Annotated in this window: 1 protein-coding gene; it reads right to left on the bottom strand. The window is 72.1% G+C overall.

What is annotated here, in order from left to right:
- On the bottom strand, nt 1-484 hold a 484-nt coding region (locus ACLIYP_RS30810; protein ID WP_412716348.1), incomplete at both ends, for a ketoacyl-synthetase C-terminal extension domain-containing protein.

Here is a 484-nt window from a genome sequence, read left to right as displayed (position 1 = left end):
TCGGGCCGCTGATCGACGTACTCGCGGAGTTGCCGGGCCTGTGCGCGCAGGGCGCCGGCGGTCCGGGCGGAGATCACCCACGGCACGACGCCTGGTGCGGCGGGCTGATCCTGTGGATCGGCGACGGCCGGGGGCTCTTCGATGATGGCGTGGGCGTTGGTGCCGCTGACGCCGAAGGAGGAGATGCCGGCGCGGCGGGGCCGTTCGCTTCCGGGCCAGGCCTGTTCCTCGGTGAGGAGGCTGACCGCCCCGGCCGACCAGTCGACATGGGAGGTGGGCCGGTCGACGTGCAGTGTCCTCGGCAGGACGCCGTGCTGGAGTGCCATGACCATTTTGATGACACCGGCGACACCGGCGGCGGCTTGGGTGTGTCCGATGTTGGACTTCACCGAGCCCAGCCACAGGGGCCGGTCGGCCAGGCGGTCCTGCCCGTAGGTGGCCAGCAGGGCCTGCGCCTCGATGGGGTCGCCCAGCTTGGTGCCGG

It is taken from the genome of Streptomyces nanhaiensis, assembly GCF_046614825.1.
Classification (GTDB): Bacteria; Actinomycetota; Actinomycetes; order Streptomycetales; family Streptomycetaceae; genus Streptomyces; species Streptomyces radiopugnans.
The sequence above is the reverse complement of the archived record's forward strand: the minus strand, read 5'-3'. Positions and strand labels throughout refer to the sequence as shown.